The organism is Thiomonas islandica, assembly GCF_055383445.1.
Genome location: NZ_AP042391.1, coordinates 1,889,270 through 1,909,378 on the forward strand (window position 1 = coordinate 1,889,270; position 20,109 = coordinate 1,909,378).

Sequence of the window (20,109 nt, forward strand, 5' to 3'; positions counted from 1 at the left end):
CCTTTCTTGGTCGTGTTGCGCCGTCGCGTTCAGGCCATCAGCGCCCCGCCGTTGGGGCTGAGGGTCTGGCCGCAGTAATAGCTGGCGTGCGGGGAGGCGAGGAACACGGCGGTGGCGGCGATTTCCTCGGGTCTCCCCACGCGGCCCATCGGCACGTCGGCTTCCTTCGCCGCCCAGGCCGCGCTCATCTGGTCCAGCGCCAGCATGGGGGTGTCCACCGGCCCAGGCGCGATGGCGTTGATGCGCACCGTCGGCGCGAACTCGCGCGCCAGCGAGCGTGTGAGGGTGATGACCCCGGCCTTGGCCGCCGTGTAGGCGGTGAACCCGGCGCGGCCGAGGTAGCCGAGTTCCGACGCCACGTTGATGATGCAGCCGCCGCCGCGGCGCAGCATGGCGGGCAGGGCAGCCTGGCAGCACAGGAACACGGACTTGAGGTCGGTGGCCAGGACGTGATCCCATTCCGACTCGCGCATGTCCAGAAAGGGTTTTTCAAGCAGGATACCGGCGTTGTTGACCAGGATGTCGACAACGCCGTGGCGTTGCAGGCAGGCGTCCATCATGCCGCGCACCGCGGCGCCCTGCGACACGTCGGCCTCCACCGCCCAGGCCGATCCACCCGCAGCGGCGATTAGCGCCACGGTTTCATCCGCCAATTCGGCGCGACCGAGATGGTTGACGATGACCGTCGCGCCCGCCTCGGCCATGGCCACCGCGATGGCGCGGCCGATGCCGGTGGCGGCGCCGGTCACCAGCGCGGTTCTGCCCGAGAAGTCGTCGCGCATGCGCTTCAGACCGCCGTGAGGAAGGACACGCCCACCGCGCCGTAGAAATCCTGGGCCTTGTCCGCGCCGGCCTTGACCACGCCGTAGTCGTCGCTCAGCACGCGCTTGACGCGGTGGCGATGGAAGCCGCGCAGCAGGGTGGACATCGGGAGCACCTGCGTATCTTTGTCGGCATACAGCTCGCGGTGCAAAGCCGGCAGTCGGTGCCAGGGCGCCGTGGGTTTCTCGTGGTGGGCGTTGTGATAGCTGAAGTTGAGCAGCAGCAGATTGAACCAGGGGTGGCGCACCGAGACCAGGTTGGAATAGGTGTTGTGCTGCTCGTAGTCGTGATCGCGCACATTGTCGTTGGGAATGCGGCCGCCGGTGAGCACGGCGAAGGCGTCGTAGGTGTGCTGGTAGGCGTCGGCGAAACGCAGCACGGTGACGAACAACAGGTAGGCGACGAAATACAGCAGCACCGCCTTGGGCGAGATCCATGCCAGCGCGGCGAAAAACGCCAGGCGCACGGCCAGCACGGCCAGGATGCGCTTGCGGCCCGCAGCGCGCTGCGGCTCGATGAAGGGCAGCAGCATCACGTAGGCGCGCATGATGAATTCGACCGCCGGGATGTAGGCCCACTCCAGCGCCAGCACCAGCGCGCGCACCCACGCTGGGGCCTCGCGCAGGAAGCGCTTGTAATCGAAGGTGATGACGTCGGCGCGGTCGATGTGGTGCCGCATGTGCTTGCGCCGCAGGTCGGCGAACGGTGCGTAGCAGCTGCCGTTGATCCAGCTCATCGCCGTGCCGCCGCGCTGGTTGGCGGCGTTGGATTTGAAGATCGCGCCATGCGCGAATTCGTGCAGGAAATAGGCGGAATAGGTCAACGCATGCGCGAGCAGCAGCACGCCCAGGGCGTTGAGCCACCACGCCTGCGCGACCAGCAGGCCCACGCCCGCGAGATAGCCCGCGGCCATGTAGCCCAGGGCAAGGATGTTGGGAACGGCGCCGTCGTCGTAGCGGAACAGGGTGCTGGCCATGGTGGTCTCCGAGCTTGGCTCCCGGCGTGGCGCGCAGCGCGGCCGAGCCGCGTCACGCGCCACCGAGGCAATGCTTTTTCGTTATTTGGCGAGTTCCATCACGAACTTGGCGTCGAAGGTTTCGGCAATGGGGGGAATGCTGCTGATCTGCTTCTTGCCCATCAGCACCTTGCCGATCACCGGGCCGCTGCCGTAGAGCGAGGTGGTCGCGGTGGACTTGGTGAAGGTCTTCACCATGCCGCTCAGGGGAATGTTGAACACGCCGGACATCTGATCCTTCACGTCCTTGGCCGAGATGCCCATGGCCTTGCCGATGATGGCGTCGGCGTCATCCGGGTGGGACTTCATATAGGCCAGGCCGTCGAGATAGGCCTCGATGGAGGCCTTGACCTCTTTCGGGTGCGCGGCGATGTAGTCCTTGTTGAACACCAGCACGTCGGTGATCAGGCCGGGGGCGTCCTTGGACGAGAACACGACGTGGAATTTTTTGCCGCCGCCCATGGCGACGATCTGCGACAGGCTGGGTTCATAGGTCACGCCGATCGGGATGCCGCCCGAGGCCATGGCAGCCGGCACCTGCTCCGGGGTCATGCTGATGGACTGGATGTCCTTCTCGCCCATACCGTTCTTCAACAGCGCGTAGGAGAGCAGGAAGTCCGAGGGCGACAGCGGGTTGTAGCCGATCTTCTGGCCCTTGAACTCGGTGATCTTTGTGATGTCCGTCTTGGCGACGATGGCGTCGGCGCCGTTCGAGTAGTCGATGGGCATCACCACCTGGAGATGCAGGCCCTTGGCGTCGGAGCCGATGACCTGGTCATAGGTGAGCATGCCGCCATCGACGGCCTTGCTGGCGATGGCGGAAGGGATGAGCGCCGGATCGTTGAAATTCTGCAGCTTGGCCTGCAAGCCGTGCTTCTTGAAGAAGCCCTTGGCATCGGCGACATAGAAGGGGCCGTAGCCGATCCAGACCACGGTGCCGATGTTCATGGTGGACTCGGCCTGGGCGACTTGCACGCCCGACACGGTGAGGGAGGCGAAGGCGGCAAGGCTTGCGAAGGTGCGCAAGACGGCTCTGCGGGTGAACGGCATGGTTGAGGCTCCGAGTGTGAGGGTTGTGAACGGGCACGGAAGAAAGCGGTGACGACGCTTTTCTCCCGGGCTTTTATCCCTCCGTGGAGCCTCCAGAGGAGGCCGGGCTGCTCTCGGACCAGGCACTTCGCGAAGAAGCCGGAACCCTAGCTGCCCTGTCAAACGCAAAACAACAATTGGCAATCAACCACCAATTCCGTGCTCCAACAGCCATGCAAGGAGCGTGCCTGGAGGGGCATCGAACCGCAGCGGGTCTCACACCGGGGGTGGATGGGCACGTGCGAGCGGGCATGACGCCGGCGCCGTCACCTCTTGGTGCGAAAAGCACCGGTTTGGAACATGCCGCCCTGCTTTTGAGCCGCGCCATCCGGCAGCCGCTGACGCGGCGCGCGAATGATGCCGCCGGGTTCGCATGCGCCGGTCAGTCGCGCCTGGCCACCATGTCGATCTCGACGCGCGCGCCCTTGGCCAGACCCGACACACCCACGCAGGTGCGGGCCGGCCGCCGCCCGGGCGGGAAGTAGCTTGCATACGCGCGGTTCATCGCGTCGTAGTCGGAGTCGAAATGCAGGAGAAAAATGCGCACGGAAACCACGTTCGCAAGCGTCAGTCGGCAGCCTTCGAGCACGGTTGCGAGATTCTTCATCACCTGGTGCGTTTGCGTCTCGATGCCCTCGGGGTAGGGCGAGTCCAGCGACGTGCCGCTGAATGGCATCTGCCCCGTGACAAAAACCCAGCCGTCGGCTTCGACGGCATGGCTGAACGGCGCCACCGGGTCCGGGGCGCCTGAAATCATGTGGAAGATGGGGGACATGAGAAAGGTCCGTGGTTGGAGGCGCGCCAGCAGGAGCATGACGCGTTCCCGGATCATAAAAAGACGTGCTGCATTTGCACAAGACAAGCCCGCAATCCACGCCATTGCGCCATCCGCATGCCCGGAAGATGCCGCCATTTCGGGGTACCGGACAAAGTTGCGGTTTTGGACAAGAGATTGTGCGCTGCAGCGCAAGCTTTAAGTCGACGCGCTGCCTAGCATCTTTCTCACGCCTTGCACAACGGCTCGTTGTTGATCCGCCGTTCGCCGATCGACACGGTGATGTACGGGGTTGCATCCCCACGGACTTGCCTCTTCACAACCGGAGAATTTGACATGTTGACTGACACGGAATGCCTGGGTACGCAGTGGTCACAAGGTGGAGCGGCCGGCCGCGGCTGGCGCCAATGGCTGTTCGTGGCCCTGTTTGCCACATTAGCCTGGGCTGCGAGTCCTGGCTCCGCGCATGCTGCCGATCTCGCGAGATCACCGGTTTGCCAATCGCTGCAAGCCCAATATCCGGAGTTCAAAGGAAAAACGCTGGTCGATGCCATCAACCCGCATACGCCGGGCTACGAGGCGCTGGACCCGAAAGACCCGAGCCACTATGTCGGGTTCGATATCGATCTCGCCGAGGCGCTCGGAAGTTGCCTGGGCTTCTCGTTGAAATACACACCCGTCGCATTCGCGGCACTGCTGCCGACGCTGCAAAGCGGCCAGGCCGACCTCGTGATCTCGGACATCTACGCGACGAAGGAGCGCGCCAAAGCCGCCGACTTCATCACTTACTCGAAGGTCTTCGACGGTGTTCTGGTCGCCAAGGGCAATCCGAAGCGCATCACCGGCATCAACCTGTCGATGTGCGGGACGACCGCAGCCGAGAACACCGGGTTCGTCGAGGTGCCATTGGTGCAGAACCTGGCGGAACCCTGCAAGGCCGCCGGCAAGCCGGCGCCACAACTGCAGCTGTACGACAACAACGCCGCCTGCATTCAGGCCGTGCTGGCCGGGCGTGCCGACACGTACATCAATGACGTGAACACCGTCGATCAAGCCGTCAAGGCCTATCCCGACAAGCTGAGCAAGGCGCTGGCCGTCACGCTGCCTTATCACATCGGCATCGGCGTGTCGAAGAGCAACCCCAGGCTGCGCGACGCCATCGTGGCCGCCTTGGGCGAAATCCAGAAGTCCGGGATGCAGCTGGCGATGATGAAGAAATGGGGCCTGGATCAAGGCGCCATCGAGCCGCCCACCATCATCACCGATAAGTGACCGGAGCTGCACGTGGATTTGTTTGTCCACTACCTGACCCTGGGCTACCTGCTCCACGGCATCGTCCTGACCTTGCAGGTCACGGTGCTGGGGCTCGTCGGCGGCCTGGGGGTTGGCATCGTGCTTGCCGCGATGCAGTTGTCGCGCCAGCCGCTGGTGTCGGCAATGGCGCGCACCTATGCGGTGATCTTTCGCGGCACGCCGCTGATCCTGCAGATGGTGTTCGTGTACGACGCGCTTCCCCACTTCGGCATCCGGCTCAGCGCCATGGCTTCGGCCGGCATTGCGCTGGCGGCCAACGAGGCGCCTTTCATCGCCGAGATCTTGCGCGCGGGCATCCTCGGCGTGGACCGCGGCCAGGTGGCGGCGGGCCAGGCGCTGGGCATGTCGTCGTTCGTGCTGATGCGGCGGGTCATCGCGCCCCAGGCCATACGCACGATGGTGCCAGCGTTCGGCAACGAAGCGGTGAGCGCATTGAAGAACTCGTCGCTCGCATCCTTCATCTCGGTCCAGGAATTGACCCTGCGCAGCACGCAGCTCGCATCGTCGACCTTCGATTTCTTCTCGGTCTTTTTTGCCTCCGGTCTGCTTTATCTCGTTTTGACGGGAACTGTGGCTGCTCTGCAGCTACTCGCTGAACGAGCGCTCGATCTTGACCGGCAACGATCTCCCGGCGCTGGTCTTCGGAGCCTGTTGACTCGGCGCCCATCCGCGCAAAGCCCTCCGGGTGCGGCAGCTTCGACTGTCGCACACCCGGAGGTAGCTGGGATTGAGACCGCAGCCCCGGAGACACGCGGAGCGCGCATGGCCAGATCGGCTGATCTGGCCAATGGCCCGATCGCCGTCGAAATCCAGGATCTGTCCAAGCGCTACGGCCCACGTCAGGTCTTCAGTGGGCTGAGCCTGAGAGTCCGCACGGGTGAAATCATCGCGCTTCTCGGGCCGAGTGGCTCTGGCAAAAGCACATTGCTCCGCTGCATCAACCGTCTCGAATCCTGGGATTCGGGCGCCGTGTTGATCGGTGGTCACCGGGTTGGGTACTCGGCGGGCGGTATCGTGCTGTCGCCAAGCGCGGTGGCCAGGCAACGCATCGAAGTCGGCGTTGGCATGGTGTTTCAGCAATTCAATTTGTTCGCTCATCTGACCGCGATCGAAAACATCGCCGGGCCCTTGCGCTGGGTCCATGCCTGGTCGCCCGAGGCCGCCGCGCAGCGGGCGCAGGAACTGCTCGATCGCGTCGGCCTCGGCGACCGTGCCGACACATTGCCGCGCCACCTGTCCGGCGGACAGCAGCAGCGCGTGGCCATCGCGCGCGCGATTGCTCCGAGGCCCAAGCTGCTCCTGCTCGACGAACCGACCTCCGCGCTCGACCCGGAAATGGTCAGCGAGGTTCTGGAGGTGATCCGCAAGCTGGCGACGGAGGACAAGCTCACGATGATCATTTCCACCCATCAACTGCGGTTCGTCGAAGAAGTGGCGGATCGGGTCGTCTTTCTCGCGGATGGCCATGTGGTCGAGGAAGGTCCGGCCCATGACGTCCTCAGCCATCCACGCCATCCGCTGACGGCGCGCTTCATCCGCGTGATGAACGCCGGCCAGACTTCGGCCCTCGCGCTATGACCCGCGAGCCGAACGCGAGCAAGGGCAGGTCGTGTCTTTAGTGTTCAACCAACCAGAGGAAGCAGCCAATATGTTTCATGAACTGCCTGCAACGCTTGCAACGGTGCATTGGGGCTATTTCGATGCAGGTCTGGCCCCCGCCTTGCGCATCAGAAGCGGGGATGTCGTGCGTGCCGAGGCCGTGACGCATCACGCTGGCGACGCGCCTGATTTGATGATGGACGACGCGGTGCGGGCGCTTTACGAAACCATTCCGGAGGAAGACCGGAACCCGGGCGTGCATCTGATGACCGGCCCGATCCACGTGGAGGATGCACGCCCGGGCGACATGCTCGAGGTGCGCTACCTGCAAATGCTGCCGCGCTTTCGCTACGGATCCAACCTCGCCGCGCACTGGGGACACCTCTACAAGGAGATGGGCGAGAAGGAGCGCGTGACGATCTATCAGATCGAGCCCGATTGCAACACCGCCAGCGCGCTCTATGCGTTCGATTATCCCGGCAAGTATTTGGTGCCGGGCAGGCTGATCCGGCGCGGAACCTGCACCTGCGAGCCGGCGCTCGGCGGAATCCGCGTGCCGGTGCGCCCGCACCTGGGCACCGCGGGGGTGGCGCCGGACGCCATGGGCCGGGTGAGCACGGTGCCGCCGGGGGCGCACGGCGGCAATATCGACAACTGGCGCATCGGCGCCGGCTCGACCATGTACTACCCGGTGGCAGTGCCCGGCGCGCTGTTCTCGATCGGCGATCCGCATATCTCGCAAGGCGATGGCGAGATCAGCGGCACCGCCATCGAGGCATCGCTGAACGTGATGTTCCAGGTCGTGCTGCGCAAGGACTTCCACTTCCCATCGCCCCTGCTCGAAACACCCGACACATGGATCGTGCACGGTTTCGACGAAGACCTCGATGTGGCGATGAAGAACGCGGCGAGGGACATGCTCCAGCTGCTGGTCGACAAGCATGGCCTGAGCCGCGACGACGCCTACTCGCTGATGAGCGTCAGCGCTGACTTTGGCGTCACCCAGGTCGTCGACGGGCGCCAAGGCGTGCACTGCAAGATGCCGCGCGGGATTTTCCCCGCGCGTGTGACGAAGACTGGAACATAGGTCGTCAGTGCTGCAAGGCCTGCAGCGTGGAGACTGATTTGAAGCGGCACGTTTCTTGCTGTTCCCACTGGGTCTTGCGGGAAGAGCCCAACGTGCATACCGAGTACTTCACGACAGAGTCCTATCCAGTGCAGCAACGCCCCATGGCATGGCGCGAGACCTTGCAGCAGCATTGGTTGCGCCCGGAGATGGCCGGCAACGACACGCCCATGCACGGCACCGTGCTGGCCGGGCGCTCGCCACAAGGGATTGAACTGGCTCGGATCAGTTCCTCCCCGCAGACCATCGAGCGCATGGTCGATCACCCGGACGCCGTCTGGCTCTCGCTGCACATCGCCGGCAAGGCGACCCTGTTCGAAGGCGGACATGCCGTGACGGTCGTGCCGGGCGACATTGTCTACAGCACGTCTGCAGCCGAGTTGAGAATGAGCTTCGGGTCGGATTTCCGCCAGTTCATCGTGCGCATTCCCGGCGAACCCTTGAAGGCGCGGCTTCCCGCCCCGCTCACACTCTCTGCGGGGTGCTTGTCGGGACGCTCGGGCATCGGACGCGTCTTTGCAGGAACACTGGGCGCGCTGGCAGAATCATTCGAGAGCCTTGGCGACGATCAGATCACGTCGATTGAACAGACGCTCTCCGAGTTCGTCATCACCAGTCTGGCCGAAAGTGGGGTCATCGCGGCGCAGGGTGGCATGCGCGCCTCCCATGGTGCGCTGTTCAACCGCCTGCTGCGCTATATCGACGCCAACCTGAGCGACTCCGACCTGAGCCTGAGCCAACTGGCCCGGCGCGAGCGGACGTCGGAGCGCACGCTGCAAAAGCTGTTCGAAGCCAGCGGTCAAACCTTTTCGTCCTATGTGCGGCAAAAGCGTCTGGAGCATTGCCGGGCGGATCTGGCCAACCGGCTCTACAGCCACCTGTCGGTCTCCGACATCTGCTTCCGCTGGGGCTTCAACGACGCGGCGCACTTCAGCCGTGCGTTCCGCGAGCAATTCCAGGTCTCGCCACGGCAATACCGCCAGCAGGCCAGCGAGGCCAGCCAGCAGAGCCTGCGCGTCGTGGCGCATCGGGGCTGGCCGGCCGGTTACCGGGAGGACGCGCCGCCTGTGACTGGCGATCGGCCGGCGCCGGGCGCGACTGTGGATTCCGAGCCGGCAGCGGCGCCGGGCGCGGGGCAACACCATCATCTCCGCGCCAGCGACAAGACCATTCATTGGGGCTATTTCAGCCAGTCGCTGGCTCCGGTGCTGCGCGTGAACTCGGGCGATCTCGTCACCATCGAAACGCTGACGCAGCATGCCTACGACGACTACGAGCGCATGATCAAGGGCGATTCGGGCGCGGAAAGCGTGTTCCATTGGACGCCGGAGCGCAAGAACGTCGACCGGCGCGGCGCGGGTCCGTCGGATGCGTCCATCTACGGACGCGGCAGCGGCGAAGGCTTCGGCGTGCACATCTGCACCGGCCCGATCTACGTGCACGACGCGCGCCCCGGCGATGTGCTCGAGGTGCGCATCATCGACGTGCTTCCCCGGCTTTCGGCGAACGCCAAGTTCGCGGGCCGCGTGTTCGGCAGCAACGCCGCCACGTGGTGGGGCTTTCATTACAGCGAGCTGCTCACCGAGCCCAAGCCGCGCGAGGTCGTCACGATCTACGAGATCGACTGCAGCCACGGCCACGGAGCCTGCGCGCACGCGGTCTACAACTACCGCTGGACGCCGCAGCGCGATCCCAGCGGCGTGGTGCATCCCACCATCGACTATCCGGGCATTCCTGTCGACCGCGGCAGCATCGTCGAGAACCACGACGTGCTGAAGAACGTGAAAATCCCGGTGCGTCCGCATTTCGGCGTGATCGCGGTGGCGCCGCGCGAGGTCGGCATGGTCGACTCGATCCCGCCGGCCTATTTCGGCGGCAACATCGACAACTGGCGGGTGGGCAAAGGGGCGAGCGTCTATCTGCCGGTCGGCGTCGAGGGTGCCTTGCTGTCGGTTGGCGACCCGCACGCCTCGCAGGGCGACTCGGAGCTTTGCGGCACGGCCATCGAATGCTCGCTCACCGGCGTGTTCCAGATCGTGCTGCACAAGGCCGAGACCTTGCATAACGAGCCCTATGCCGACATCGACTACCCGCTGGTGGAAACCGCGGACGAATGGGTTCTGCACGGCTTCAGCCATCCGGACTATTTCACCGAGTTCGGCGACAAGGCCTGCAGCGCGATTTACGAGAAGTCCTCCATCGATCTGGCTATGCGCGACGCCTTCCGCAAGACTCGGCGGTTCCTGATGACCTCGCAGGGCCTGAGCGAGGACGAGGCCATCTCGCTGATGTCGGTCGCCGTGGATTTCGGCATCACCCAGGTGGTTGACGGCAACGTCGGCGTTCACGCCATCGTTCGCAAGGCTTTGTTCCGGGCCGGGGTGTCCCAGGTTTGAGGCCGCGTGTTGCGGGCTTGCCGGCGGTTTCCGTCGGTCTTCGCTCAGACCCCGGCGGCCGCGCCATCGCTGCGCGGATCCGCGGCGCCCTCGATGCGCCCGTCGGGGTGGCGCACCAGGGCGCCGGCGTGGCCCATGGTGTCGCTGAAGGCCTGGTCGAGCACCTCGACGTCGTGGCCGGCGTCGCGCAGGGCCTGCACCAGCGCGGGGTCGAAGCGGTTCTCCAGTTTCAGGTTCGTGCTGACATCGCCCCAGGTGCGGCCGAGCAGCCAGCGCGGCGCGCTGATGGCCTGCTGCAGGGGCTGGCCGTAGCGCGCATAGCGCGTGAACACGGCGGCCTGCGTTTGCGGCTGACCTTCGCCGCCCATGGTGCCGTAGGGCATGACGCGGCCGTCGTCGAACAGGGCCAGGGCAGGGTTCAGCGTGTGGAAGGGTTTGCGCCCGGGTTCGAGGGCGTTGAGGTCGGCCGGGTCGAGTGAGAAGCTGGTGCCGCGGTTCTGCCAGGTGATGCCGGTGTCGCGCAGCACGACGCCGGAACCGAACTCCCAGTAGATGCTCTGGATGAAGCTCACGGCGCGGCCTGCGCGGTCGATGGCGCCCATCCAGATGGTGTCGCCGGGCGCGGCGGGCTCGGGCCAGGGCAGGGCGGCGCGCATGTCGATGTCGGCGGCGAGCGCGTCGAGCGCGGCGTCGCCGAGGTGGCGGGCCGGGTCGCCGGGCACGCGGCGCGGATCGGTGACCACCTGGTTGCGCACGCGGAAGGCGCGCTTGGTGGCCTCGATGAGGCCGTGCAGGTGCGCGAAACCTTCGCCTTCGGCCACGCCAAGGCGCTCGTAGAGGCCGAGGATCATCAGCGATGCCAGCCCTTGCGTCGATGGCGGCAGGTTGTAGACGGTGGCGTCGCGCAGGCGCACGGACAAGGGCGTGACCTCCTGCGCCATGTAGGCCGCGAGGTCGGCGGTGCGCACGGGGCTGCCGATGCGTTCGAGTTCGGCGCCGATGCGCCGTCCGAGTTCGCCGCGGTAGAAGCCATCGAGCCCATGCGCGGCCAGGCTTTGCAAGGTTTCGGCCAGCGCCGGTTGGCGCAGGATGTGGCCGGGCGCTGGCGGTGCGCCGTGGACGAGGAAAGCGTCGGCGAAGCCAGGCGCATCCTTCAAGCCATCGAGTTTTTGCCGGGTCAGTTCGGCCTGGCTGGTGGTCACGACCACGCCGTCGCGGGCATGGCGGATGGCGTCGCGCAGCAGCCGCTCCAGCGGTAGCGCCTGGCCGCCCCAGGTGCTGGCGACGTCAAGGGCTTTGGCCCAGCCGCCGACGGTGCCGGCGACGGTGAGCGCGGCCTGCGGGCCGCGCGCCGGAATGGCGTCGAGCCCGGCGTAGCGTTGCGGGGTGGCCAGGGCGGCGGCGAAGCCGCTGGCGTCGATGGCCACAGGCGCATGGCCGGGGGTGTGGATGAGCCAGAAGCCGTCGCCGCCGATGGAGGTCATGTGGGGGTAGACCACGGCGATGGCGGCGGCCGCCGCGACCATGGCCTCGACGGCGTTGCCGCCGTCGAGAAGGACGTCGCGCCCGGCCTGGGCCGCGAGGTGGTGCGGGGCGACGACCATGCCGCCCAGGGCATTCGGAGTGTTCAGCATGTGCGGGAATGCTCGAAGTGAGGGGATGTCAGGTTCAGTCTAGCGACGCGCAGGAATCCCAGCGCAACGCGTCTGGGTGCTATCGGGCGAGATTGGCGCCTTGGGTCCTGGAGACGACGTACTGAGTCGCCAGGGCGCCGATGACGGCCAGCAGCGGAATGCTCGTGGCGGCATCGACGCCGCGCCAGAGCAGGGCCGCGGTGAGCGCGGCGCCGCTGGCGTAGATGGCGAATGCCAGCGACTGGCGCTTGGCGTTGAAGATGGAGATGTTGCCGCCGCGCACGCTGGCGTGCATCAGGGTCATGACGATGCTGGTCAGGGTGCTGGTGAAGACCACGGTGGGAATGCCGTCGAGGTTGATCTTGCGTGCGGCCACGCTTTGCAGACCCATGCCGATGGCGGAGCACGCGATCAGGATGGCGAGCCAGATGCCTTCGGTGGGAAATCCGATCTGGCTCCAGAGCACGAAAAACAGCCCCAGAAACGCGGCCTCGGCGAGCAGGATCAGCATCAGCTCCCTTTGTTTGTCGCACGCATGGACGAGCGCGCCGAGCGCGACGCCGCCGATATAACCGCCGAGGGCGATGAGGGAATGGATGGCGGCGAACACATGCCCCCGGCCGATGGCCAGGCCGAGCAGGGCCGTGTTCCCGGTCATGGCCGAGGTGAAGACTTCCTGCAGCTTCAGGAAGGCGATGACGTCCGTCGCGCTCGAGGCGAAGGTCAGCAAGCCCAGGGTCAGGTCTCGGTGGTCGAAATGTTCCAGGTTCTGCGTGTTGCCTGCCATCCGATGCTCGTGGGTTGTGGTTCGAGCGGCGAGTTTAGACGCCGCCGGCTGTGCGCGCCATGTAGCGGGCGCGCATCCCCTTGAGGACGAAGAAGGCCAGCAGAGCGGCGCTCAAGTCGAGGGCGATCATCAGCCCGAACACCGGGATCCAGCTGCCGCTCGACTGGTGTATGAGCGCGGCGATGGGGCCGCCGAGGATGGAGCCGATACCCTGGGACATGTACAGGAAGCCATAGTTGGTCGTGGCGTAGCGCGTGCCGAAGGTGTCGGTCAGAGTCGAGGGAAACAAGGAAAATATCTCGCCCCAGCCGAAGAAGACGATGCCGGACAGCAGCACGAACCACAGCGGGTCGCTGCGCAGCCCCAGCCAGGCCAGCATGGCCATGCCTTCCATGCCGAACGCGATGGCCATGGTGTTCTCACGCCCGATGCGGTCGGACAGCCAGCCGAAGAAGGGGCGCGTCAGCCCGTTGGTGAAGCGGTCGATGGTCAGTGCCAACGGCAGCGCGGCCATGCCCCAGACCAGCACCGAGGCGACGCCGAAATCCTTGGCGAACGCACCCATCTGCGAAATGACCATGAGGCCCGAGGTGGACATCATGGTCATCATGACGAACATGAGCCAGAACACCGGTTGTTTCAGCATGGTGGCGGGCTTGATGCCCGCGGCGTGCGATTCGACCCGCACGGATTGCGCCGCGACTTCGATCGGCGGCCGCTTGATGCCTTGGGCCGCGATCAGGCCCACCGCGCCGATGATGTAGCCGAACATCGTGATGGTTTGCGCGTAGCCGACCGCTGCCAGGCTGGAGGAGATCGGGAAGGTGGTGAGTATGGCGCCGAAACCATAGCCGGCGGCGACCATGCCGACGGCGAAACCGCGCTGGCGGGGGAACCAGCGCACCATGAGGCCGACGACTCCCACATAGATGACGCCGGTGCCGATGCCGCCCAGCAGACCGTAGGTCAGGTAGAGCTGGGTCACGCTGTGGGCCGAGGCGGACAGCACCCAGCTGGCCCCGGTGAGGATGGCGCCGATGGACAGCAGCATTCTGGGGCCGAAGCGGTCCACCAGATAGCCCTGGAACGGCGAGAAGAAGGTCTGCAGCACGATCAGGATCGAGAACGTGACCTGCAACTGTGCGAGGCTGGCGCCGAGCTGGCCGAGCAGCGGCTTGGTGAACAGGGCCCAGACGTACTGCGGGCTGGAAATGGCTATCATGCAAACCAGGCCCAGCGCGAGCTGGCCCCAGCGGCCCTTGAGGTCGGTCATGGGGATGGCGAGGCCTTGCGGCGGATCAAGCAGTGTGGACATGGAAACTCCTTGGTTGCGTCAAGGCGGCGTGCGACGCTGGTTCGAGGGTTTGTGTGCTCCGGCGGCCATTGGTGATCAGCCACCCACTCCGTGACCATCATCTTGAGCAAATTCCATGCCCGGACCCTTGTGCCGCGTGGCGGCCCAAAAGGCACCGAGGGCTTGCGACCCGGGCATGTCCAGGTGGCCGAGTCCGATGTGGCCGGCACCAAAGCTGAGCATGGTTCCCTCGATTGGGGCGCTCAAGGAAACGCCGGGGCGCCCCAAGTTTCGTTGATCCCCATGGGTGGGGTGGTGTGCCGACCCTGGGGCGCCCAGAGGATCGTCTGCGGCAGCGGCGAGCGCAGCGACGCGCACCCCGTTCCTGCCGTCGCGCAGGTTGCGTCGAAGCAGGTCGTGCTCGGACCGGTCCGGCGCCAGCCGGATCAGTCCGCCCGGCCACTCGTGCAGTGGCCGGGACGGGGTTCAGGCCTTGGCGCTGCGTGCAACCAGCGCGAAATGCTCCACGCGCGGCGGTTCCGCGAAGTAGGGGCCGACGATGGCGCGCCATTGGGCGAAGGCTTCGGACTGCCGAAAGCCCACGGTGTGATCCTCCAGCGTGGCCCAGTGGATCATCAGCAGATAGCGCTCGGCGGACTCGACGCCCTTGCGGATTTCATAGCCGATGAAGCCTTTGGCGTGGGCGATGACCGTGTCCACGCCGCGGACGATGGCGGCTTCGAATTCGGCCTGTCGGCCGGGCTGGATGCGGATGTCGGCGAGTTCAAGAATCATGGTCTGGTGTGTCCTCGGTGGATGGGGGGTTCAACGTTCCTGATCGGTGGGGCGCAGCAGGATTTCGTTGATGTTGACATGCGCGGGCTGGCCGGCGCAGAACACGATGGTGCGGGCGATGTCCTCGCTTTGCAATTGACGCATGCTGTCGGCCCAGGTGTTGAGGGCCGTTTGCGTGGGGGCGTGGGCGATATGGTCGCGCAGCTCGGTTGCCGCCACGCCGGGCTCGATCACGGTGACGCGGATATTGTCCTTGTAGGCTTCGCGGCGCAGCGATTCGCTGAAACCCACCACGCCCCATTTGGTGGCCGAGTAGCCGCCGGTGTTGGGGTTGGCCTGGCGGCCCGCCGTGGAAGCGATGTTGATGATGTGGCCGTCCTTGCGCTCACGCATGCCGGGCAGGGCGGCCTGGGTGGTGGCGATGAGGGCCATCAGGTTCAACTGGGTCATGTGCTGCCAGCGGCTCAGGTCTGCGCTGTCGATGGGCTCCAGGTACATGACGCCGGCGTTGTTCACCAGCACGTCGAGCCTGCCGTAATGGGCCTCGGCGTCGCGCACGATTTGCTGCGCCGCCTGCAGATCGGCCAGATCGGCCGGCAGCACCAGCACCTGCGCGCCAAGCCCGCGCAGCTTGGACGCGAGCGCTTCGAGCCGGTCGGCGCGTCGGGCGGTGAGGGCCAGGCGCGCTCCGGCCTGCGCGAACAGTTCGGCGGTGGCTTCGCCGAATCCCGACGAGGCGCCGGTGATGAGGACGACACGATCTTGCAGATGGGCGGGGGCGAGATTGAGAGGCATGCAGAACTCCTTGGGTGGAGGGACGATTCTGCGCGTCCGGCACTGGCTTTGCAGGCCTGCGCGCAACGCACGACCCGGGCGTGGTGGGACTGCGCGCTCGCCTGCGCGCGCCGCGCGGATCGGCTAAAGTCGGCCGCGATGTCCCGCCCAAATTTCCGCGAAATGCCGTCATTCACGCCGCGAGCTTGCCCATGTCTTCGTCCCCTTACGCACTGATCATCGGCGTCGGCGATGGGCTCAGCGCCTCGCTGGCGCGCATGCTCGCCGGGGAGGGCGGCTACAAGCTCGCGCTGGCCGCGCGTCGCCCCGACAATGTTGCGGCCTTGGCCCGGGAACTGGGGGCGCTGGCGGTGGGCTGCGATGCCGTCGAGCCGGCCCAGGTGGAGGCGCTGTTCAACCAGCTCGAGGCGGCCTTCGGCGGCGCGCCCGAGGTGGTGATTTACAACCCCGGCGTCAGGGTGCGCGGTCCGATCACCGAGGTGGACCCGCAGGCGGTGGCGCAAGCCCTGGCGGTGAACGCGTACGGCGGTTTCCTGGTGGCGCAACAGGCCGCGCGGCGCATGCTGCCGCGCGGGCGCGGTGCCATCCTGTTCACCGGCGCCTCGGCCAGCGTGAAGGGCTATGCGCACTCGGCCGCGTTCGCGATGGGCAAGTTCGCCCTGCGCGGGCTGGCGCAGAGCCTGGCACGCGAGCTGGCGCCGCAAGGGATCCACGTCGCGCATTTCGTCATCGACGGCGTCATTCGCAATCCGGGGCGGCAGGAACCCGCCGAAGCGCCCGACTCCATGCTCGACCCCGACGCCATCGCCCGCAGCTATTTGCAGGTGCTGCGGCAGGACCGCAGCGCATGGACCTGGGAACTTGAATTGCGGCCGTGGGTGGAGCGGTTCTGAGCACCCCAGGGTCGGCACGCCGGATGGCGTTCGCCAGCCACGCGCAAGCGCTCGCGCGGTGCGGGCTCACCCCACCCGGGGGGGCAAGAAAACTTGGGAGCGGCCCGGCGTTTTCTTGAGAGCGCGTAAGTTGGCGTGCCGGCATGCCTGACGTGGACGGCTGGTTTGCGGGACGCACCAAGTGCCGACTGGCACAATGGCTTTTTTGCGCGAACAGGTTTGAGATGATCGAGATTCGTACGGTGGATTGGTCCGTTCCCGCCCATGCGCAGGGCGTGCTGGAGATGGTGAAGGCCTATGCGCTGGAGGCCACGGCGGGCGAGGGTTTGTCGGCCGACGCGCAAGCGCGTCTGATCCCGGCCCTGCGCCAGCGCGCCGACTACGTCGGCGTGCTGGCCTTCGCCGCACAGCGGCCGGTGGGCTTGATCAATGCGTTCGAAGGGTTCTCCACTTTCATGGCCCGCCCGCTGCTCAACGTGCACGATGTGTATGTCGACGGCGCGGTACGGGGGCAGTCGATCGCCGGGCGCATGCTGGAGCATCTGCAGGGCCTGGCCATCGCGCGGGGCTGCGGCAAGCTCACGCTGGAGGTGCTGGAGCACAACCATCCGGCTGTGTCCAGCTATCGCCGATTCGGCTTCCAGCCCTATGCCCTGGGCCCGGCGCAAGGCCGCGCCACGTTCTGGGAAAAGCGCCTTCCTCTCGGCGATCTGGTGGCGGCGCAACTGCCTTTCTAGAGGACGACGTGTCTCAGGCCAAGCGCGCGTGCAGGTGCGCGTTGAGGCTGCGTTCCAGCCAGCGAAAGCCCTGGATGATGACGAAGGACAGGATGAGGTAGAGCATGCCCGCGGCAAGGAAAATTTCCACCGGGGTATAGGTCACCGCGATGATGGTGCGCGCCGCCCCGGTGATGTCCAGCAGCGTGATGGTGCTCGCCAGCGCGCTGCCCTTGAGCATGAGAATCAGCTCGTTGGTATAGGCCGGAAGCGCCAGGCGGAAGGCGCGTGGCAGGATGACGCGCCGGTACAGCAGACTCCCGCTCATGCCCAGGGACCTTGCCGCCTCCACCTCGCCGTGCGGAACGCCCTGGATGGGACGATGTCCTGCGCGTAGTTGAAGGTTGAGTTGGTGGTTGAACCGTTCCAAGTCCTCAGAATTGAGGATGAAAGGCAACAACCATCGAACCTGAGAAGGACTCAACCACCATGAAACAGTCTACAAGCAAGCCCCGCATTGTCACCAAGGCGCAAGCTGCCCAGGATGGTTCTTGTTGCCCCGGCGCTTGAGCATCGCCAGCGCTGCCTCGCGCTCGGCTGTGCCGCTGGCGTGGGTGATCTCGACATCGGCGATCAGCCCACTGCGGTTCTCCATGAGGATGTGCCCCATGTGGCACAGGCGGGACTTGTCGCCCGCGCTCTTCTTGAAAAGCCGGGCTTCGGCATCGGTGGTGCTGGCGTGGGTGTCGTTGCAGCGCGCTTGCCCTTTGAAGTCCACCTCGGGGTTGCGCCCGGCTGGTGCGCTGCTGTCGTCGTCCTTGCGCTTGAAGCTCTTGTGCGAGGCCCATGCTTCGATGAGCGTGCCGTCGACGCTGAAGTGTTCGTCGCTGGCGAGTTTGGCCCACTGGGCGCTGAGCTTGACGCGCTCGAAGAAGGCGCGGGCGAGGTCTTCGTTGAACAAGCGTTCGCGGTTGGCGCTGAAGGTGGAGTGGTCCCAGACTTTGTCTTCGATGTTCAGGCCGACAAACCAGCGGTACAGCAGGTTGTAGTTGATCGCTTCGACCAGCAGCCGCTCGCTGCGAATGGAGAACAGGATCTGCAGCAGCAGGGCCTTGAGCAGCATCTCCGGCGGCACTGAGGGGCGACCGCAGCGGGCATACACCGCCTCGAACTGGCTGCTCATCGTCGCCAGCAACGCATCGACCACGGCTCGAAACTTGCGCAACGGGTGTGCCTGCGGCACACGATCTTCAAGGCTAATATGGCTGAACATCGCCCCCTGAAGTTTGGACTGCCTCTCATCGTCTTTGTCTGGGTCGTTCACCGATGGCTTCAGATCGTAACGCCTGCCGCAGCGGCTGCGGGGGATTTTTCAACGGCCTGCTAGGCTCGCTTCCCGCGTTTTGGCGCGCGAGGGCCTCGCGCAGCAAGGAATCGGCCTCCTCGATTTGCTCTGGCGTTTCTCCTCGCAAATCTTTCCGTTCGCGCAGCAAGTCAAGCGCATTGCGGCCCATGGATTCGCGCAGATCCGGGCGCGCTTCGTGCTCAAGTAAAAGACGTACCATTTTGGATGGGGCGCCGTTTTCGTACACCGCATACATCAATGGCGTCCATTCGCCGTCGCCATCGCGCGCATTGATGTTGGCCCCGCAGCGAAGAAGAAATCGAACGATCGATTCGTGGCCGCGGCTCGCGGCCCGATGCAAAGCTGTAATCCCCCCTGGCGGCCCTGCAGCAGGGGCGTCCGGATGCACGCCAATCTCTTCGATCAGGCGACGGACTTGCTCCTCGTCTCCACATCTCGCGGCGCACACGAGCCGATTGCCGAGATCTTCACCCTGGGGCGCATACAAGTCCCCTCCCAAGCATTTCGGGCTCAAGAAAGGCCACGGACGCGGGAAGATGCCCCTCCGTACCGACCCGTATCCCGCCATCTGATCCGTGATTCCGACGGAATCGAACGCCTCGTGCGGCCCCTTCCAGACAATGTCATTGGTTGCCAACCATCCGACAACCCATGGGTTTTCCTCAAGAAACTGCGGCGCCTTATCGCGTAGCAACTCCAGCAGTTCGCGGTTTTCGTCGATGCGTTTGAGCACGCCGCGGCCCAACGCGAGCGCATCCTGAACGTATCCTGCCGCATGGTTCTCGGCTTGTCGGTGTGAGCGTGTGAGCATGGTTTGCGGTCCTTTTTGACGTGGATTGATCAGTGGCCCGCCTCGTGGGTCATCCGGCGTGCGCCCTGGCTGGTGTGCGCCAAATGGCTGGCCCATCGCACGCTGCGGGTGTTATTTGCCGTTCGTCGCCGAACAGTCATGAACGCGCAACCTCCCGCTGGGCTGCCACGAAGACCATTCGTTCATGACCAAGCGTATGGTTGCCCACCATGGCCTCGCTGGTCAAAAATGCCAAGCTTTGGCGACGTATTCATCCGCGCACGTCCTTCCAGGCTGAGCAGATAGGGCTTGATCGGCACGCGTTGCAGAGCCATTCTCGCTGGGTTGGCAGTTTCGATATACTTGTATATTATTTTCAGAGCAGGAGCCCAATCATGCTTGCCATCCGACTGCCCCCCGAAGTGGAAAACCGCCTTGAAGCGCTGGCTCAAGCGACCGGGCGAACCAAGACTTTTTACGCCCGCGAAGCCATCCTCGAACACTTGGACGACCTCGAAGATTTGTACCTCGCGGAACAACGCCTGATCGATATTCGCGCAGGCAAGACCCAAGCCGTGCCGCTCGAAGACGTGATGAAACGCCATGGCATGGAAGGTTGATCTCGACCCGGCCGCCGAGCGCGAGCTAAGCAAGATCGACCCGCAAACCGCCCGACGAATCCTGGTTTTCCTACATGACCGCGTCGCCCAGCTTGACGACCCGCGCAGCATCGGCGAAGCCCTCAAAGGCTCCAAGCTCGGCGCGTTCTGGAAGTACCGGGTAGGCGACTATCGAATCATCGCCAGCATCGAGGACCGCGCTTTGTGCGTCCTCGTCGTGCGCATCGGTAACCGCAGGGATGTGTACCGGAAATGATCGACGTCGCTTGCGAGGATGTCTTTG

Annotated in this window: 19 protein-coding genes, 1 pseudogene and 1 riboswitch; of the genes and pseudogenes, 8 read left to right on the forward strand and 12 right to left on the reverse strand. The window is 65.2% G+C overall.

The features are described 5' to 3' along the window. Window positions 1-29: 29 nt before the first annotated feature. From ACZ47F_RS09315 to ACZ47F_RS09330, 4 genes are all read right to left on the reverse strand, one after another. Window positions 30-782 carry an SDR family NAD(P)-dependent oxidoreductase gene (locus tag ACZ47F_RS09315; RefSeq protein WP_464924445.1) on the reverse strand — a complete coding sequence of 251 codons (753 nt, stop codon included), beginning with the start codon at window positions 780-782 and terminating at the stop codon, window positions 30-32. Window positions 783-787: 5 nt separating this feature from the next. Beyond that, window positions 788-1,798, reverse strand: coding sequence for a fatty acid desaturase family protein (locus tag ACZ47F_RS09320; protein ID WP_464924446.1), 1,011 nt, complete (start codon window positions 1,796-1,798; stop codon window positions 788-790). An 81-nt stretch (window positions 1,799-1,879) separates the two neighbouring features. Then, window positions 1,880-2,887: an ABC transporter substrate-binding protein gene (locus ACZ47F_RS09325; RefSeq protein ID WP_464924447.1), complete on the reverse strand. Its 1,008-nt coding sequence runs from the start codon at window positions 2,885-2,887 to the stop codon at window positions 1,880-1,882. 60 nt (window positions 2,888-2,947) lie between these two features. After that, window positions 2,948-3,048: riboswitch (guanidine-I (ykkC/yxkD leader) on the reverse strand. Window positions 3,049-3,308: 260 nt separating this feature from the next. Continuing rightward, window positions 3,309-3,701 carry a RidA family protein gene (locus ACZ47F_RS09330; protein ID WP_464924448.1) on the reverse strand — a complete coding sequence of 131 codons (393 nt, stop codon included), beginning with the start codon at window positions 3,699-3,701 and terminating at the stop codon, window positions 3,309-3,311. A gap of 336 nt (window positions 3,702-4,037) precedes the next feature. Between ACZ47F_RS09330 and ACZ47F_RS09335 the strand changes: the two genes are divergently transcribed. From ACZ47F_RS09335 to ACZ47F_RS09350, 4 genes are all read left to right on the forward strand, one after another. Further along, window positions 4,038-4,973 carry an ABC transporter substrate-binding protein gene (locus ACZ47F_RS09335; RefSeq protein WP_464924449.1) on the forward strand — a complete coding sequence of 312 codons (936 nt, stop codon included), beginning with the start codon at window positions 4,038-4,040 and terminating at the stop codon, window positions 4,971-4,973. Between the two features lie 12 nt (window positions 4,974-4,985). Continuing rightward, on the forward strand, window positions 4,986-6,593 hold the full coding sequence (locus ACZ47F_RS09340; protein WP_464924450.1) for an amino acid ABC transporter permease/ATP-binding protein: 1,608 nt from the start codon (window positions 4,986-4,988) through the stop codon (window positions 6,591-6,593). Window positions 6,594-6,663: 70 nt separating this feature from the next. Continuing rightward, a complete protein-coding gene (locus ACZ47F_RS09345; RefSeq protein ID WP_464924451.1) occupies window positions 6,664-7,701 on the forward strand; it encodes an acetamidase/formamidase family protein in 1,038 nt (345 codons plus the stop codon). A 92-nt stretch (window positions 7,702-7,793) separates the two neighbouring features. Continuing rightward, entirely contained in the window at window positions 7,794-10,136 is a 2,343-nt protein-coding gene (locus ACZ47F_RS09350) for an acetamidase/formamidase family protein (protein WP_464924452.1), read from the forward strand. Between the two features lie 44 nt (window positions 10,137-10,180). Here ACZ47F_RS09350 and ACZ47F_RS09355 read toward each other — a convergent pair whose 3' ends face one another. The 5 genes from ACZ47F_RS09355 to ACZ47F_RS09375 form a co-directional block, all read right to left on the reverse strand. Next, window positions 10,181-11,770, reverse strand: a complete 1,590-nt coding sequence (locus ACZ47F_RS09355; protein WP_464924453.1) for a gamma-glutamyltransferase family protein — start codon at window positions 11,768-11,770, stop codon at window positions 10,181-10,183. A gap of 79 nt (window positions 11,771-11,849) precedes the next feature. Beyond that, window positions 11,850-12,557: a YoaK family protein gene (locus ACZ47F_RS09360; protein WP_464924454.1), complete on the reverse strand. Its 708-nt coding sequence runs from the start codon at window positions 12,555-12,557 to the stop codon at window positions 11,850-11,852. A 34-nt stretch (window positions 12,558-12,591) separates the two neighbouring features. Then, entirely contained in the window at window positions 12,592-13,872 is a 1,281-nt protein-coding gene (gene oxlT / locus ACZ47F_RS09365; RefSeq protein ID WP_464924455.1) for an oxalate/formate MFS antiporter, read from the reverse strand. A gap of 465 nt (window positions 13,873-14,337) precedes the next feature. Then, window positions 14,338-14,646, reverse strand: a complete 309-nt coding sequence (locus ACZ47F_RS09370) for an antibiotic biosynthesis monooxygenase family protein (protein ID WP_094161094.1) — start codon at window positions 14,644-14,646, stop codon at window positions 14,338-14,340. Between the two features lie 30 nt (window positions 14,647-14,676). Beyond that, window positions 14,677-15,441, reverse strand: coding sequence for an SDR family oxidoreductase (locus ACZ47F_RS09375; protein WP_464924456.1), 765 nt, complete (start codon window positions 15,439-15,441; stop codon window positions 14,677-14,679). A 191-nt stretch (window positions 15,442-15,632) separates the two neighbouring features. Here ACZ47F_RS09375 and ACZ47F_RS09380 point away from each other — a divergent pair, with 191 nt between their 5' ends. Both ACZ47F_RS09380 and ACZ47F_RS09385 read left to right on the forward strand, forming a co-directional pair. Then, window positions 15,633-16,334 carry an SDR family NAD(P)-dependent oxidoreductase gene (locus ACZ47F_RS09380; protein ID WP_464924457.1) on the forward strand — a complete coding sequence of 234 codons (702 nt, stop codon included), beginning with the start codon at window positions 15,633-15,635 and terminating at the stop codon, window positions 16,332-16,334. 224 nt (window positions 16,335-16,558) lie between these two features. Further along, window positions 16,559-17,071, forward strand: coding sequence for an N-acetyltransferase family protein (locus ACZ47F_RS09385; protein ID WP_464924458.1), 513 nt, complete (start codon window positions 16,559-16,561; stop codon window positions 17,069-17,071). A gap of 13 nt (window positions 17,072-17,084) precedes the next feature. On the opposite strand, the gene ACZ47F_RS09390 is transcribed toward ACZ47F_RS09385, so the two are convergent. The 3 genes and pseudogenes from ACZ47F_RS09390 to ACZ47F_RS09400 all read right to left on the reverse strand — a co-directional run bounded on the left by ACZ47F_RS09390 (window position 17,085) and on the right by ACZ47F_RS09400 (window position 19,227). Further along, window positions 17,085-17,378 (reverse strand): hypothetical protein, encoded by a 294-nt coding sequence (locus tag ACZ47F_RS09390; RefSeq protein WP_464924459.1) that lies wholly within the window; start codon window positions 17,376-17,378, stop codon window positions 17,085-17,087. A 219-nt stretch (window positions 17,379-17,597) separates the two neighbouring features. After that, window positions 17,598-18,323, reverse strand: a pseudogene (locus ACZ47F_RS09395) (IS5 family transposase); the annotation flags it as partial. Window positions 18,324-18,348: 25 nt separating this feature from the next. After that, window positions 18,349-19,227, reverse strand: coding sequence for an ankyrin repeat domain-containing protein (locus ACZ47F_RS09400; protein WP_464924460.1), 879 nt, complete (start codon window positions 19,225-19,227; stop codon window positions 18,349-18,351). A gap of 374 nt (window positions 19,228-19,601) precedes the next feature. Here ACZ47F_RS09400 and relB point away from each other — a divergent pair, with 374 nt between their 5' ends. Both relB and ACZ47F_RS09410 read left to right on the forward strand, forming a co-directional pair. Further along, the gene (gene relB, locus ACZ47F_RS09405) at window positions 19,602-19,826 is read left to right on the forward strand and encodes a type II toxin-antitoxin system RelB family antitoxin (RefSeq protein WP_464926614.1); all 225 of its coding nucleotides are present in this window, start codon (window positions 19,602-19,604) and stop codon (window positions 19,824-19,826) included. Continuing rightward, entirely contained in the window at window positions 19,810-20,082 is a 273-nt protein-coding gene (locus ACZ47F_RS09410) for a type II toxin-antitoxin system RelE family toxin (protein WP_464924461.1), read from the forward strand. The genes relB and ACZ47F_RS09410 overlap by 17 nt, the downstream gene beginning before the upstream one ends. Window positions 20,083-20,109: the final 27 nt, after the last annotated feature.

Coding starts and splice junctions, on each gene's coding strand:
- ACZ47F_RS09315 (WP_464924445.1), bottom strand. CDS start 782: ATGCGCGACGACTTCTCGGGCAGAACCGCGCTGGTGACCGGCGCCGCC.
- ACZ47F_RS09320 (WP_464924446.1), bottom strand. CDS start 1,798: ATGGCCAGCACCCTGTTCCGCTACGACGACGGCGCCGTTCCCAACATC.
- ACZ47F_RS09325 (WP_464924447.1), bottom strand. CDS start 2,887: ATGCCGTTCACCCGCAGAGCCGTCTTGCGCACCTTCGCAAGCCTTGCC.
- ACZ47F_RS09330 (WP_464924448.1), bottom strand. CDS start 3,701: ATGTCCCCCATCTTCCACATGATTTCAGGCGCCCCGGACCCGGTGGCG.
- ACZ47F_RS09335 (WP_464924449.1), top strand. CDS start 4,038: ATGTTGACTGACACGGAATGCCTGGGTACGCAGTGGTCACAAGGTGGA.
- ACZ47F_RS09345 (WP_464924451.1), top strand. CDS start 6,664: ATGTTTCATGAACTGCCTGCAACGCTTGCAACGGTGCATTGGGGCTAT.
- ACZ47F_RS09355 (WP_464924453.1), bottom strand. CDS start 11,770: ATGCTGAACACTCCGAATGCCCTGGGCGGCATGGTCGTCGCCCCGCAC.
- ACZ47F_RS09360 (WP_464924454.1), bottom strand. CDS start 12,557: ATGGCAGGCAACACGCAGAACCTGGAACATTTCGACCACCGAGACCTG.
- oxlT (WP_464924455.1), bottom strand. CDS start 13,872: ATGTCCACACTGCTTGATCCGCCGCAAGGCCTCGCCATCCCCATGACC.
- ACZ47F_RS09370 (WP_094161094.1), bottom strand. CDS start 14,646: ATGATTCTTGAACTCGCCGACATCCGCATCCAGCCCGGCCGACAGGCC.
- ACZ47F_RS09375 (WP_464924456.1), bottom strand. CDS start 15,441: ATGCCTCTCAATCTCGCCCCCGCCCATCTGCAAGATCGTGTCGTCCTC.
- ACZ47F_RS09380 (WP_464924457.1), top strand. CDS start 15,633: ATGTCTTCGTCCCCTTACGCACTGATCATCGGCGTCGGCGATGGGCTC.
- ACZ47F_RS09385 (WP_464924458.1), top strand. CDS start 16,559: ATGATCGAGATTCGTACGGTGGATTGGTCCGTTCCCGCCCATGCGCAG.
- ACZ47F_RS09390 (WP_464924459.1), bottom strand. CDS start 17,378: ATGAGCGGGAGTCTGCTGTACCGGCGCGTCATCCTGCCACGCGCCTTC.
- ACZ47F_RS09400 (WP_464924460.1), bottom strand. CDS start 19,227: ATGCTCACACGCTCACACCGACAAGCCGAGAACCATGCGGCAGGATAC.
- relB (WP_464926614.1), top strand. CDS start 19,602: ATGCTTGCCATCCGACTGCCCCCCGAAGTGGAAAACCGCCTTGAAGCG.
- ACZ47F_RS09410 (WP_464924461.1), top strand. CDS start 19,810: ATGGCATGGAAGGTTGATCTCGACCCGGCCGCCGAGCGCGAGCTAAGC.